The following is a 13,427-nucleotide window of genomic DNA, read 5'->3' on the forward strand; positions in this document are numbered from 1 at the left end:
CCCATCCACCCGTTTGATTTAGATCCGTGTCTGCCGAGTAAATTCGGTTCTCCCTGTTCAGAAGTTTGATGGTTCTGAGTCATGTACAATCACTCCCACACACATGGAAGAGATCGGGCTGAGCCCAAGATCTTGGGGATTTCCTCTCGTCGTCGCTCTAGTGGTGCCTGTCTCCCTGTTGGCAGTATTGTCGTACTCGCTGAACTTCGTCTATCCACTCCCTGGTTTGCTCCTATTTATTGCGGGCGGGGTCGTGATTTTCCTGTGTACTGCCCTGTTGCGGGCTGTATAAGTGATCCTAGAGACTCCGCTCGAGCAGCTCCTGGTATTTCTCGCCGATCTGCGAGATAGTGTAGCTCTCTTCGAATCTGCTCTGGATGCGGGTCGAAATCGTATCGTAGGAGCTGTCTTCGGCGATGGCCTTTACGTCGGTAGCCAATTGGTCAACGTCCCCATCTGAATCGCTGTACCCGTCCTGAGGCAGGAACCTCTCTGGGTCGATCTCGAGGCTTAGAACCGGTGTCCCGTATCTCCAGGACTCGAGGAACGTGTTCGGGAACCCCTCGTACTGGGACGTATTCACGAACGCGATGGCACTCTTGAAATACTCGTGAATATTGTCCGGATCTATCGCGCCCAGATACTCGATGTTCGCATGTTCGGCGACTGCTTCTTCCACTTGTGACTGATATTCCTTCGAACTGGAAGGCGGCCCGATCAATTTGAAATCGTAGCCGGGCACTTGGTCCGCCAGTTCTACAAATTTATGGGGTTGCTTCTGTTCTCTCTCCATTCTCCCCACCCAGATGAATGAGTCCCGTTGGCCCCTCGTACACCGCCCAGAAACGCTGGGATACCCATTCTCGATTACCGTGGGTTCGGTGCTGTACCGAGTATTTATCATCCGCGATTGTTTGTCAGTTTGGGCGATCACTTCGTCAGCGTTCTCCATGCATCGATGGAACAACCGCTGGAAGACCGGATTGAGTTTCTCCGGCCTGCCGGAAATATTCTGATCGTTCGCGATATGGTATATCCATTGTTTTCCCTGCATCTTTACGATCGGATAGAGAATACTCGCACCCTGAGGAGCCCCGCGATATATATACACGTCCGCATCGATCTCGTTTATTACCCGCCAATACCGCATCAGCACTTTGTACCTCGGATCGTCCGGCGAATGGGACCGATGCAGCGTGATCCCATCGAACTCCTCTCGTTTTGCCTGGCCGAAATCGGCGACGATGAATCGCACGTCGAAGTCGGTGGAGAGGTACTCCGAAATGTAATAAAATTGCCGTTCGGCACCCCCACCTGCCATCTCGTAGTCGTCGACGAAGTAACCGTACGCATTCGGAGAGATAAAACAGATTCTCCTTTCTTTCATTTAATTAAGACTTATCTGGCCCGGAAGATTAGTTTTTTGGAATCAGGCATGCCTCTCTTGTCGGACATTCCGTCGAGAGAGAAATTATGTAGATAATTACATTTCCTCGAAAATATTTAAGGTCTCCCCCTCCGCACCTCCCTCTATGACTTTCTGTCTCTCTTTCGGGGGGCGCCACGGCTACCTATGAGACGGTCACACTTTGTCTCCTTCTTGAGCTCCATCTCGTTAGCGGTCATCTCCGGCATCGTTTTGATAACCGGTCCAGCGCCATCGTATGAAGCGTCACTCTACAACGCCTATCCTGTAGCTCTATGGATCCTGATTGCTCTCATGCCGGCTTACCCTCTATATTCGTATGCTTTCACCAAAATATCGAAGACAAGACTGGTCGTTTTAGTGGTCAATTGTCTCCTCTCGTACTCCATCTTGCTACTGCTACCACTTTTCAGGGGGTACTGGCTCTACGGGCGAGACAGGGCGGACGTGTTAGCTCATCTCGCGTATACGAACACGATCGTGGAGTCCGGGTTCATCCACGAAACGAACTTTTATCCGATCGTCCATATCCTCATATCCACCTTCCATTATCTGTCGGATCTGTCTGTCCGATCTGTAACTGTCGTTCTCTCTCTGGTGTTCCTGATCGTCTATCTCTCTTCAGTCTATCTATATATAAAGCGGTCGTACGGGTCCGGGCAGTTGTTCAGATTCTTGCCGGCTCTTACGCTGATCTTTCTCTCGTTCCATACGACGACTCATCCCGCGTTACTCTCGTTTATGTTCGTTCCCCTCGTTCTATACGTGTATAAAAATAGTACGATTACCGAATGGGGGAAACGATACACGCTCATCCTGTCGGTGCTCTCCGTCTATATCGTGTTTTTCCACCCGATGACGGCGCTGATATTGTTTGTCTCTCTCGTCGTTGTAATCCTGTCGAGGTACGTCTTCTCGAACACTGGTAGACAGGCCCTGACCCCGATTTTGTTCCTACTGGTGTCTTTCCTCACTTGGCATATGATATATTCGAGTACGTCTGGGAAGATCTCGGGGATCATTTCGTCGTACCTCTACGGCAGCACTACCTCTATTGCGGAGAGCCAGTCGGAAACTGTCGTCGAAGCGGTCAACTACGTGCAAGTTAGCATCGGGTTCGTGAATCGATATGGCCCTATTTTCCTGTTTGCCGTAGTCTCCGTCCTGTGGATAGGTACATACTTCGTCGACTATCTGGTAAATCGGGATCCGAACGTCCCGACTAGCTCCAGAGTCGAGGTGTCCTTGCACTTCGTGATCGGACTGTTTTTTGCGGTCGCTTTCCTCCTCTTCGACCTGATCGTCGGGAATCCGATCCGTGCGGCTCGGTATCTCATTTTCGCCTCTGTGATAATCGTCGGTAACTCGTTGTGGACGCTCTATCGAAACTACGAACGTAGCCTCCTCTTTCGCATCTGTTTTGCCTTCCTCTTGGCCGGGATTGTCGTTTCGTCGACGTTGGCCGTCGTAAATACGTTCAACAGCCAGTATCACTTCACAGAGGCGGAGGAACAGGGTGACACTTGGGTGATCGAACATTTGGATACGGGGAATGCGACCATCACGAATCAGGACTCTTCGTCGAAGATGTACATGTATCTGACTTCGAGTATCGAGGGGGCCGACGTCTTCAGCGACTACTCCCGCGAAGAGCTCGCGTACATCAGATCCGGCGGTGCTCGCGGGACATTGAGTTCGGGAGCGGGGGAGTATTACGTTCTGAAGGAGTACGATTACAAAAAGCATCGCTGGTCGAGACCTCATCTCACGGCGAGAGCCAAACTCTATTCCCCGTACCAGGCCGACAAATACAGGCACGGGAAGGGGGTTCAGATCGTCTACGATTCGGGTCGGTTCACGGTCTCGAATGCCGTAGACTGAGGACGCCTTCGAGAGCGCGCTCTCTGACCCAGGGGCGCGAAATACGGAAGCGGTGAGCCGGGGACGAGCGACGTACCCTTCGAACGATGCAAGACTATTTTATTTAGCCGTTCTCCTCTCTAAATCGGATGAATCGTCACCGTCGCCGCTTTATCCACGGAAACCTCGCTTGGATGCTCGCGACAGCACTGGTGCTCGTTCTCCTCGACGCCCTCACGCTCAAATTGTTCTTCATCGTTTCGCTCATGGGTTTTTTCGCCACGATCGACCTCGCGACACCGGTCGCAGTCACACCGCGGTGGCGGCGCCGACTCAGGTGGGTCGTCGCCCTCGGGTTGCTCGTCTTCGGCTACCTTGTGGTTCGGCGGCTCCTCGCTACCTTGCCGCCGGGGGTGATATAAATGACTCGACCGTGGCGCCGTATCTCCTACCCACGCCTGATCGCTGTCTCCCTTGCGGTCGTCCTTGCGATCACGCTCCTCTATGGCGGACTCACCTCGACGACGGCGTTCGGTGCCTACAACTCGGCGTGGGACGGCGCGAGTGAACTCCGCGACATCCCCGGGGAGTGGGGCGGCGAGACAACCCTGATACGGAACACGAGCAACTACGCGGATCACCCGCCGAACGGGTCGGTCAGTTTCGTCCTTTCACCCGACGACCAGTACGACACGCGAGAGGCCCGGCGCGTCGAGTCGTTCGTCCGCGCTGGCGGCACGCTCGTCGTGGCCGAGGACTTCGGCCCCGAGTCGAACGCGCTCCTCGCTGACATCGGCGCACAGGCGCGTTTCGACGGTGACCTGCTCCGCGACGAACACCATTACGACGTTACGCCGCCGCTCCCGCTCGCCCCAAATCTCACCGATCACCCCTACACGGCAGGCGCCGACCGGCTGACGCTCAACCGCGGGACGCCGGTCGAACCCGGGAACGCGACCGCCCTCGCGACGACGACGAACTACAGTTACATCGACGTAAACCGGAACGGCGAGCTTGACGAGAGCGAAACGATGCAACAGTACCCGGTCGTAACGATCGAACAGCTCGGCGACGGGGAAGTCGTCGCCGTCGGAGACCCGAGCCTGTTCATCAATGCGATGCTCGAACGACCGGGCAATCGGCAGTTCGCGCGCAACCTGCTCGCCGCACACGGCACCCGACTCGTCGACACCTCACACCTCGATTCCCTGCCACCGCTCGTCCGCGCGCAGTTCGTCCTCCGGGACTCTCCTCTCCTGCAGACTGCCGTCGGCCTCTCGCTGGTCGTCATCGTCGTGTATCTGACGCAGGTGACGAGTCTGGCGAGTGCGATCCGGCAGTGGATCGCTCCCGGAGGGCCCGCGAACGAACTCGATCGAACCACGCTGGCGGGGGAATCAGAGTACACCGACCGGTCGGCACTCGAGCGGTGGATCCGCGAGCGCCATCCCGACTGGGACCCCGAGCGCGTCCGTACGGTGACGGACAGCGTTATCAACGAGACAGCGGAAGGGGAAACCAATGACTGACCCGTCGGAGCTGTACGCCGACGTCGAAGCCGAAATCGGGACGCTTCTCATCGGCATGGAGGAGCAGATCGAGTTGCTGACGATCGCGGCGCTGACACGCGGCCACGTTCTCCTCGAGGGGGTTCCGGGGGTCGCGAAGACCTCGCTGGCCAACGTCTTCGCGACGGCGACCGGCCTGGATTACAACCGCATCCAGATGACGCCCGATACGCTACCTGCGGATATCACGGGCACGAAGGTCTACCGCGAAGAGACGGGCCACTTCGAGGCCCAGCGCGGCCCCGTGTTCGCTAACATCGTCGTCGCCGACGAGATCAATCGCGCGACGCCGAAGACCCAGTCGGCGCTGCTGGAAGCCATGGAGGAGAACCAGGTGACCATCGAGGGCGACACCTATCCCCTTCCGAACCTGTTCATGGTCGTTGCGACGCAGAACCCCATCGAAATGGAGGGTGTGTTCGAACTCCCGGAAGCCCAGCGCGATCGATTCCAGTTAAAGGTCCGGGTCGATCTCCCCTCCCGCGACGACGAGCTCTCGCTCATCGAACGGTTCCACGACGATCCGACGCTGACGCCGGACGACGTCGAGCAGGTCGTCGGTCGCGGTGATCTCCAGCGCGCTCGCGAAATCGTCGCGGACGTCCACGTCGACGAGAGCGTCGAGGAGTACATCGTCGACGTCGTCGGTGCGACGCGCGACCACCCGGACGTGTCCCACGGCGCGTCGCCCCGTGCCACGCTCGCGTTCCTCAACACTGCCAAGGCCCGCGCGGCGATCTCCGGCCGTAACTACGTCATCCCCGACGACGTGAAGGCGATGGCCGAACCCATCCTCGTCCACCGACTCATCCTGAGCACCGAGGCGGAACTCGGCGAGGCAGACCGCGCGGAAGTCGTCGCCGACGTCCTCGACTCCGTCGTCCCGCCCGGCGGCGAGGAACAATCCGCGGCCGAGCCCGTCGAACAGGACTGAACGGCGCTCGGGAATTTCCGGACGAGCGCTCTCCCCTGTTGCAAAACCAGCACTGTTCTCAATTCGAACGTTCGGGATCTCGGACGAGGATCTTCCCGCAGTCCGCACAGCTCAACATCCGGTCGCCAGTACCCCCTCAGTACTCCACGCCGTCCCACCGGACGGTTAGCAGATGCGCGTCGCGACCGTCCTCGACAGCGTCGACCTCGACGCTCACCGGTCGGTCCAGCGCACGCGCCAGCGCCACGGCGTACAGCGAAACGACGGGGTTGTCGAAGCGGTCGGCGGGACCGTAGACCGTCTCGCTCACGCCGACGGTGAGCCGCCCCGCTTCACTCGCGTCGACGCGCGTCCGGTCGAGCAGTTCGAACTGCTCGACCAGCGCGTCGCCCACCTGCTGGGCCAGCGGGCCGGGTTGCTCCGGTGGCTCGTCGGGGAGCGCCTCCGCGAACGATTCGTAGAGCGGTCGTCCCGCTGGCGCAAAGGTCGCCCCGCGACCCGCTTCCGCTGCGGGGACGACCAGCGAGTCCGCCAGGGCGTCTCTGCCGGGCAACTCGTAGTCCTCGTACTGCGGGACGAACAGTCGGACTCGCTCGCTAGCGTCGCCGACTGGTGTGTAGACGCGCTGGTCGGTGAGTCCGAGTTCGGCGACCAGCGCCGCCCGGTCGTCGGCCATCGTCTCGAAGACGCCCCGACCGACGTCCGCGGCGACGAAGCGCTCGGGGGTGAGGTAGAACGTCAGCAAGCCGCCGAACAGTCCGATCGAACCGAGCACCAGCAGTATATCCCGGAGGCTCGGTATCAGCGCGGCCCAGACCACGCCGATGAAGCCGAGCGCGGCCAGTCCGACCGCAGTACGTCGGTACTGTGCCGTCCGCGCCCGCTCGTAGGTGGCCTGTAGTCGACGATTTCGCTCACGCAATCGCTCCAGTTCGACGACCAGTTCGTCCCGGGAGCGTTCGGCCGACCCGCCGGATCCGGACGAGGCCGTCGAACCGTTCGACCCGTTGGCGGCTGTCGACGGTCTCTCTGCATCCGCCGTCGTCGGCGTGCCGTCAGCCGTCGGGTGCGAGCCGTTCTCGCGGACGCTGGTGCTCCCGGCCGCGGGATCGGCGCCGTCGCGTACGTCGTCGCCGCTCATCTGTTCTCACCGAACTCGGAGAGGGCGATTAAATCCAGGGATACGAACCCGGCGGCGCTCGCGACCAGCACCGCGACCACTGCCATCCAGAGGACGTTCGTGAGCGTATACGCGGCGACGGCGACCGCGCCCACGAGCGCGAGTGCGAGAAGCACTGTCAGCGGGTCGCGCAGTCGATCGCCGGTTATCGTCGACGTCAGCAGGAGTCCACCCAGCGCGACGAGCGGTAGCGCTACCGATAACCGGGGCGTTTCCTCGGGAACGAGTGCGGCCGTCGCAACCACGCCGGCGACGAACACGGCGACGTTCGGCAGGACGAACCAGGCGACCGCGAGCGCAGCCGTCGCGACCACGCCCGGGATCCCCGCGACCCACCAGAACGCGGCGCCGACCGCGATAAGGACGAGAGCGTCCACTCCGGAGCGCCAGCGGCCGTCGGTCCAATCGATGTTCGTCGCCTCCGATTCCCCTCGGTCGTCGGTCGTTCGAGTGGTTGCTCGGCTCATCGCTGTCTCACCGTTCGTCGGTCGGGCGCGTTCGCGAGGACGGTCGAGAGCCGGTCGGCGGGTCCGACTTCGAAGGCGGTCACGCCGGGCAGCGACGTGAGGTCGCGGCGGAACTCCTCGAAGTCGAGGTACGCGTCGTAGGCGGCGTCGAGATTCTCGAGACCGCCCGGCCGGAACAGCGCCGTCGGCGTCATGAACACGAGGACGGGGCCGCGGTCGCTCGCCAGCTTGACCGCTTCCCGGAGTTCCGTCCGGCGTTCGTCGTCGGTGACGATGATAGTCCACTGCGAGCCGGCCACCCGCGGCGGCGCGGTCTCGACAGCACGGAACAGCGGCCGGTCGCTGATCGTCCTCACGTACGCATCCGGGCGGTCGAAGAACGGACCCACCCCGGATGCGAACGCCGAATCGTCTCCCGCGAGGCGCTGACCGGTGACTCGCACGCGCTCGGGGGCTGTCGGCGTCGACGATTCGCGGACGCGCCGTGCACTCCGGTCGCTGCCCGCATCCCCCGTCTCGGCTGGTCCCGTCGGCGTGATGGCGTTCAGGTGCCGCCGGATCTGGCGCAGGTGTTCCAGGCCGGTACGCGGTTCGAACAGGCCAGTGAGGCCTTCGTCGCCGACGGTCTGGCAGCCGATCCGCTCGGAGGCCTCCTCGGCGTGGTCGACGAACGCCAGCGCGACGTGGCGGGCGTAGTCGAGTTTCGACTCGCCGGGCGGGCCACCGGCCGTCCCCGCGCGGTGGTCGACGACCAGGTGCGTTTCGCGGTCGGTCTGGCTGGTGAACTCCCGGACGTGCGTCTCGTTGAGCCGCGCGGTCGCCTTCCAGTCGATCCGGCGGGCGGCGTCGCCGGCGACGTACTTCCGGACCTCCGCAGGTTCAAGTCCCCGGCCCGCTTGCCCGCTCTCGTGCTCACCGAAGCCGGCGGTGATGGGATCGCCGCCCTCGCCGACGTGGACGGTCTGGGGGCGTCGCGCCTCGACGGTCACTGCCGGCTGCTCGGTGGACGGCCGAAGCCGCTGTTCGAACAGACCGAGGGGGTCGCGAGCCGTCACCGTCGGCGCCCCGATGCGGAACGTGCCGGCGACGGGCCAGGTGAACTCGTAGGTGCCCTCCACGTCCGTCCCTCCCGGCTTCAGCCGCAGCGTCTCGACGGTTCCATCGGCAGCGACGGGTGGGTCCGGGTCGACGGTCAGCGCGAGCGAACTCGCCGATTCCGACTGCGCGGTGACGGTGAGGTACGTCGCCGCGTCGGTCACCGTCCGCGCGGTCGAACTGCGCTGGGACACCTCCAGCGACGCCGCTGTCTCCCGAAGTGCGGCGACAAAGCGGTACTGCTGGGCGAGCAGCCACGCGCAGACGCCGCAGACGCCGGCGAGCAGGACTGGCCGGTCAATGGTGACCGCCCAGCCGCCGGCTGCGACTGCGAGGGCCGCGAGCACCCAGAACCGCTTCGTAGGTCGCATTGGTTCGGTTCTCGGCGCCCGCGTAGTTGAGGGTACCGGTGCATTGTACCCGTACGTCACCGGTACGCAGCGTAGTTACGCCGTTCCGTGCGTAATAAGCGGAACTGTTTTATCCATCTATTGACACTGTTCAGATCGGAAAATGGTCGGTCGACACCGAACGCTGGCCGCGCTTGGCTTCGTTCTCCTCGTCGTCGCCGGCGGCGTTCCCGCAACCGGAGCGGTCGTGACCGCTCCGCAACCGAGTGATGGGGTGACCTCACCCAGCGGTCCGTCGACTCTCGGCGTCGATGCGGGATCAGCGCCGCTCGCCGTCCAGGAGAACAACTCGACGCGCCAGCACGACAACCCCGAGAACGTCTCGGGGGAGGGCGACCTGCTGGGCGTCCGCGAGTGGCTGTCGAACCGGATGGTCGAACGGCTATCGACCGGCGCCGTCGAACTCGACCAGGGTGAATACGAACAGGCCAGTTCGCTCGTCGGCGACGAGTACGACTCCCGGCTCGAACAGTACGTCGACGTGATCGGCGAGACAGACGGCGAGAGCGACGACGACAGCGACGACTCGTTCCGCCAGGCCCAGCGGAGCCAGCGCAACCTCACCGACCGCGTCCGCAGCTACGAGGAGACCTACGACGAGTACCAGGAGGCCGTCGAGGAAGGCGACGAGGCAGCGGCGCGCGAGCACGCCCGCCAGCTTCAGGACCTCGCCTCGGACGTCCAGCGACTCAATCGGACGGTCGTCGGGCAGTACGGTACCCTCGCAAACCGGACCGGGACCGACATGACGCCCGCGGTCACGAGCATCGAGAACGTCACCGAAAACGTCACCGAACGCCAGGAGGAAGTCGACGAGCGGCTGTTCACCGGAACCCAGCTCGAGGTGTCACCCGAGTCGGCCACCATCTCCTACACCGACCCGTTGCGCGCGACCGGACGGCTCACCACCGAGGAGGGCCAGCCCGTCGCCGACCGGACCGTCCCGTTCCGGATCGCGAACCGGACCTACACCGCGGAGACTGACGCCGACGGTCGCTTCCAGATCACCTACCGCCCGCGGACGATCCGGACCGACCGCCCCGCGCTCCAGATCCGCTACGACCCGGAGAACACCGCTGAATACCTCGCTTCAAACGACACCGTCGCCGTCGACGTCGAGCAAGTGATGGGGACGTTGTCGGTCGAGCAGGCGACGGACGAGGCGGCGTTCGGCGACCGGGTGAACGCGACTGCCCGACTCACCGTCGACGAGAGAGCAGTTCAGGGCGTCACTATCTACGCCGCTGCCGACGACGTGCAACTCGGCCACGCGATCACTGACGGATCGGGGACGACAACGGCCCGCGGTCGGCTTCCAGCGAACGTCTCGGATGGGGACCGGTCGTTGACGCTCTCGGCGGGCGGGCCGAACAGGGCCGTCACGGCCGACCCGGTCTCGGAATCGCTGACTGTTCGCTCGACCGCGACGGATCTGACTGTCGACGCCGCGCAGACGACTGGCAGCACGATTGCAGTCAACGGCACCTTGGCGACCGCAGATGGGCCGGCCACTGGCGGACAGCCCGTCGAGATATCCGTTGGCGACGCCGTCGCTGAGACGGTCACTACGGGGCCGAATGGCTCGTACAGCCTCGAAACCGACGGCAGCCAGCTCAATGTAACGGGCAAGGAGACCGTTTCCGTCAGCGCATCTTTCGACGGGAGCGAAACGAACCTCGACGGATCGTCTGCGACGGCGACCGTCGAGTACCGGGCACAGTCGGTCGCCGCCGGAAACGCCGGATCGATTCGCTCGCTTCTGTTGGGCTATCTACCGATCAACGACCTCCCGTCCGCCGCGCTCGTCGGGCTCGGAGCCCTCGTGGTGCTGCTCGCCGTGTTACTCGTGGTCAGGCGACGGTACACGGGTGGGAGCGGCGTCGATCAGTCGGCAATGGTCACCGCCGACCCGACGGGACTGGACGACAGCGCAGATCCCGACCCGAGTCCGGCGGCTGATGCAGCCATGGTAGCGAGCAACGGCGGCGACCCGGTGGTAGACGACCAACTCGACCTCGCGCCGGCACAGTCCCTTCTCGCGGCGGGCGACCGGGCGGCAGCCGTCCGCTTCGCGTACCAGCACTTCCGCGGTCACGTGGCGACCGACGTCGGCGCTGCCGAATCGGACACCCACTGGGAGTTCTTCGAGCGCTGCCGTGCCGACGGGATGAACGGCGAACGACTCGACGCCGTCCGCGCCCTCGTCGAGGCCTACGAGGCGGTCGAATTCGGGCCGCAGGCTACCACCTCCCACGCGGAGGACCTCATTGCAACCGTCGACGCGCAGTGGTCGTCGAGCACGGCCGACTGAACGTCGCCCGTTCCTTCCCGCGCCCACGTCCGATCTCGAACGGCGAGGAGAGTGTGGATAGGCCGTTACGTGATCGTGTTGTCCGAAACAGACTACGCCCGGCGCTTTCCGGGGCGAACGTTTCGTACACGTTTCGTCATCGCGGCGGCGACCGCCGTGATCCGCACTCGTCCGGTCAGGCGGTGACGTTGATCCAGAGGTGCGTCTCGCGGTGGGCGTTGTCGATGGTGGGATCGTCCGGCGGCGAGCCGCGGTACAGCAGGAAGAGCACTCGCAGGTTCTGTCCCTCGAAGGTTGGCGTCACGGTCCGGTTGGCGTGCCACGTCTCGTTGTGGCTGAGCGTCCGCTCGAACGTGGACAGCCGTTCGGATCGCATCACCGTCGAGGAGTTGTTCGCCACCGCGACGCGCTGGAGTTGCGAGACGACGGTGTAGTCGGTCCGTTCGTGTTCCTCGTTACTGAGGCCGACGACGAGCGGCTGGCCTTCGCCGACGGTGAACTCCGTCGGGTAGTTGTCTGCGACCAGTTCCCCGTCGTCGGTCTCGGTCAGCAGGTATAATTCGGTGAAGCGCTCGCCGTTCTGCGGGACAAGCACTGCGTATCCCACGCTCGACGTAGCGAGGAGAATGCTTACGACGAGCGCGACGTTCAACACGGCGTCGGTCCGCGTGGCGGGTTCGAACAGTTCCGCGTGGGCTGTGGCGGCCCACTCGCGGTAGGGCACCCGGAACCGCTCTTCTGCCGGAAGTTTCCACCGGCGGTAGGCGGCGATGCCGGCCGCAAAGAGGCTAAATCCGCTGAGACTCGCGAGGATGGGCACCAGCCGGATCCCCCACGGCGTGAAGTTGAGCGCGAGGCCGATCAGCGGCGTGATCGCGATGCTCAGACCGAAGGAGAGCGCGACGCGTTCGAGGCCGTCGATGCCGCGGTCGGCACCCGCGACCGCGTCTTCGGCGTTCTCGCCGACGGACTCGCGGTGCGCCTCGTCACCGTTCCCTGTCTCGTCAGTATCGCCGTCCAGTTCACTGTCCCTGAAAAGCAGCGGCGAGACGCCACGCTCCGGAAAGAGCGCGGCGATGAACGCGTAGCCGGGCACGAAGATGGCGAAGGCGAGACCGACGGCGGTTCGAACCGGCGTGTCGCGGATCACGGGTGCGAGCGCGGCGACGTCGGTCACGAACACGATGGCCACGACCGCGGCGAGGTCGGCGGGGAGGTTTCCGAGTCCCCAGCGCAGCCGCAGGACGGCCCGCGTCAGCGGGCTGAGGTCCTCGTCGATCGCGGTCGGCGTTTCGTCCACGGTAGTGGATAGTTCGGCTGATGACAATAAATCCCCTCCTCACGGCCGCCCCGCAGCGCCCCATACGGGCCCGTAATCGGGGAGTCTCACCCGTCCCGGAGGATTTCACTTCCCGGCGGGCTGGCGATACGACCACTCGCCGTCCGCGTACTCGAACACCCCGTCGAACAGCCCGACGAGACGCTCGGTGGTCTCGTCGTCGTGTGCGTGGGGGTCCAGATGGTAGTGAGACACGGCTCCGCTTGCGCGACAGCGCTCGGTGAGCACGTCGAGGAACTTGTACACCTTGTCGAGTTCGACGTACTGCAACAGGGTAGAGACCGACTGGAAACAGACCGACACCTGCTGGTCGGGCGCCGTCTCTCCCCACTCGTCGAGGCAGTCGGTGATCCTGACGCCCAGCCGTGTCAGGTTCTGGGGCGACGTGACGCGCTCGACAGCCGGGTCGCCCGCATCCGGCTCCGACGCGCTCGAACGCGCATCGGCGTCGACGCTGACGATGCGGCTGCGGGCCGGCAACGAACCGACCTGGCGCTGCCAGGCGTCGAGGTGGTCGCCGGGAGACTGCGTGAACAGGACCGAGAGCGCGTACACGTCGGCCGGCGGCGCCGGCGTCAGCAACTCCAGACAGGCTCGCGGCTCGTCGCCCCTGAACGACGGGCACATGACGAGCAGATTGTCGCCCGGGTGGATCGACGCCCCGGCCCGTTCGGTGATCGAACTCATGTAACCGGATTACGTCACTGTTTCGCGCTCGTGTCCATAAATCTACGTATCCCGGAGGAAGCCGGTCTCTCCCGGCTTCGGAGGCGAGTACCCGGCGTCGTGCGTCGCCGAAGTCGAACCCGTCGAGCGGTTGGTCGCCGTCGGCGACGG

At 63.4% G+C, this 13,427-nt stretch carries 11 protein-coding genes; 5 read left to right on the forward strand and 6 right to left on the reverse strand.

Annotated features, from left to right (window positions below; all coding sequences use genetic code 11):
- Positions 1-298: 298 nt before the first annotated feature.
- Complete coding sequence (locus tag AB2U09_RS04740) at positions 299-1,387, reverse strand: glycosyltransferase family 4 protein (RefSeq protein WP_459191543.1); 1,089 nt, start codon at positions 1,385-1,387, stop codon at positions 299-301.
- Between the two features lie 213 nt (positions 1,388-1,600).
- On the opposite strand from AB2U09_RS04740, the gene AB2U09_RS04745 reads away from it, so the two are divergent.
- From AB2U09_RS04745 to AB2U09_RS04760, 4 genes are all read left to right on the forward strand, one after another.
- Complete coding sequence (locus AB2U09_RS04745; protein WP_459191544.1) at positions 1,601-3,307, forward strand: hypothetical protein; 1,707 nt, start codon at positions 1,601-1,603, stop codon at positions 3,305-3,307.
- A 128-nt stretch (positions 3,308-3,435) separates the two neighbouring features.
- Positions 3,436-3,708: a DUF8044 family membrane protein gene (locus AB2U09_RS04750; protein WP_459191545.1), complete on the forward strand. Its 273-nt coding sequence runs from the start codon at positions 3,436-3,438 to the stop codon at positions 3,706-3,708.
- Positions 3,709-4,815 (forward strand): DUF4350 domain-containing protein, encoded by a 1,107-nt coding sequence (locus tag AB2U09_RS04755; RefSeq protein WP_459191546.1) that lies wholly within the window; start codon positions 3,709-3,711, stop codon positions 4,813-4,815.
- Positions 4,808-5,788 (forward strand): AAA family ATPase, encoded by a 981-nt coding sequence (locus tag AB2U09_RS04760; RefSeq protein ID WP_459191547.1) that lies wholly within the window; start codon positions 4,808-4,810, stop codon positions 5,786-5,788. The genes AB2U09_RS04755 and AB2U09_RS04760 overlap by 8 nt, the downstream gene beginning before the upstream one ends.
- A gap of 136 nt (positions 5,789-5,924) precedes the next feature.
- Here AB2U09_RS04760 and AB2U09_RS04765 read toward each other — a convergent pair whose 3' ends face one another.
- The 3 genes from AB2U09_RS04765 to AB2U09_RS04775 are packed head-to-tail and all read right to left on the reverse strand — an operon-like array spanning position 5,925 to position 8,901.
- Positions 5,925-6,929: a DUF7982 domain-containing protein gene (locus AB2U09_RS04765; RefSeq protein ID WP_459191548.1), complete on the reverse strand. Its 1,005-nt coding sequence runs from the start codon at positions 6,927-6,929 to the stop codon at positions 5,925-5,927.
- A complete protein-coding gene (locus AB2U09_RS04770) occupies positions 6,926-7,435 on the reverse strand; it encodes a DUF8163 family membrane protein (RefSeq protein WP_459191549.1) in 510 nt (169 codons plus the stop codon). Before AB2U09_RS04770 ends, AB2U09_RS04765 begins: the two co-directional genes overlap by 4 nt.
- Entirely contained in the window at positions 7,432-8,901 is a 1,470-nt protein-coding gene (locus AB2U09_RS04775) for a DUF58 domain-containing protein (RefSeq protein ID WP_459191550.1), read from the reverse strand. Before AB2U09_RS04775 ends, AB2U09_RS04770 begins: the two co-directional genes overlap by 4 nt.
- Positions 8,902-9,043: 142 nt before the next feature.
- On the opposite strand from AB2U09_RS04775, the gene AB2U09_RS04780 reads away from it, so the two are divergent.
- Positions 9,044-11,251 (forward strand): hypothetical protein, encoded by a 2,208-nt coding sequence (locus AB2U09_RS04780; RefSeq protein WP_459191551.1) that lies wholly within the window; start codon positions 9,044-9,046, stop codon positions 11,249-11,251.
- Positions 11,252-11,426: 175 nt separating this feature from the next.
- Here AB2U09_RS04780 and AB2U09_RS04785 read toward each other — a convergent pair whose 3' ends face one another.
- Together AB2U09_RS04785 and AB2U09_RS04790 are read right to left on the reverse strand one after the other, a co-directional pair.
- Positions 11,427-12,509 (reverse strand): DUF8471 domain-containing protein, encoded by a 1,083-nt coding sequence (locus tag AB2U09_RS04785; RefSeq protein ID WP_459191732.1) that lies wholly within the window; start codon positions 12,507-12,509, stop codon positions 11,427-11,429.
- A 147-nt stretch (positions 12,510-12,656) separates the two neighbouring features.
- Complete coding sequence (locus AB2U09_RS04790) at positions 12,657-13,277, reverse strand: DUF7504 family protein (protein ID WP_459191552.1); 621 nt, start codon at positions 13,275-13,277, stop codon at positions 12,657-12,659.
- Positions 13,278-13,427: the final 150 nt, after the last annotated feature.

It is taken from the genome of Halosimplex yunnanense, assembly GCF_054504345.1.